The sequence below is a fragment of the Stenotrophomonas terrae genome (assembly GCF_001431465.1).
Taxonomy (GTDB): domain Bacteria; phylum Pseudomonadota; class Gammaproteobacteria; order Xanthomonadales; family Xanthomonadaceae; genus Stenotrophomonas; species Stenotrophomonas terrae.
The window spans coordinates 1-956 of the sequence record NZ_LDJJ01000102.1; the positions used below are offsets into that span (position 1 = coordinate 1).

Consider the following 956-nt stretch of genomic DNA (forward strand, 5'->3'; position numbering starts at 1 on the left):
CCACGGCAACGGCTGCAGGGTGACGGTGTAGCGGCTATAGGGCGAGGTATGGCTCGCGGTGATGCCCAGTTCGCCTTCGGCGGCCATGCGCGCGGTTGGGGTCTGCAGCAAGCCGATGCCACCCCAGTCGCTGGAGCTGGGTGTGGGCGCCTGTTGCGCCTGAAGGTCTGCAGCTATGCCCAGGCACAGCAAGGTGACGCTGACGTGCATCAGCGCACGCGTGTTTCGATGGGTCACGGTGCAGTTCCGGGCGCGGGCAATAGTTGGGTGGCGAGGAAGCGGGCGGCATCCTCGTTGAATCGGGGTGCCGCCTTGCGCACTACGGCATCGGCCAGTGGTACGAAGAGGATGGCGCCGGGTGCCAGGCTGGAAGGAGCGGCCCGATTCCACGCGGCGATGCCCAGCGTTTCGACGTGGCCGTCGGCATGGATGACATGCACGTAGTCGGCGCTGGCGCCGCTGTTCCTGGGACATTGCCGTAGATAGCGGGCCGGTGGCTGCAAGGCGACGTGTGCTGGCTGGCAGTCGGCGACAACCGCGCCGATGATGGTGATCGTGGCGGGGCGCGTCGGGTAAAAGACCTGATCGCCGGCTTGTACGGGCAGGTCGCGTTCGCGGCTGGCTTCCAATGCGCGCGGCTCCAGCGGATGGCTGACGCGGCCGGTGACCGGCAGGCGCGCGAACGATCGTGTTAGCTGCGCAAGGGTGGCTGACAGCTCGGCTGAGTGCTGGTTGTGCCTTGAAAGTTGTTCAAGATCGAACAGGAGCCCTGCTTTCCAGCGGATTTGTTCGATGCGGGCCTGCTCGCGCAGCAGTGCCGCGCCCAGCATATAGGCGTCTTCAGTCGGGCCGGCCGTCAATGCCAGCCGGCTCAGGCGGCTATCGGGTGGCAGCAGATAGCTGCCCGGGTTGCGGACATTGCCGCTTGCAGCCACAGGCACCGAGGTGGCACCGGC

At 66.6% G+C, this 956-nt stretch carries 2 protein-coding genes; both read right to left on the bottom strand.

What is annotated here, in order from left to right:
* Nucleotides 1-237, bottom strand: a 237-nt coding sequence (locus ABB27_RS18775; protein WP_338061726.1) for a YjbH domain-containing protein, incomplete at its 3' end; no start/stop codon positions are given.
* On the bottom strand, nucleotides 234-956 hold a 723-nt coding region (locus ABB27_RS18780), incomplete at its 5' end, for a capsule biosynthesis GfcC family protein (RefSeq protein WP_057630827.1). The genes ABB27_RS18780 and ABB27_RS18775, both read right to left, overlap by 4 nt.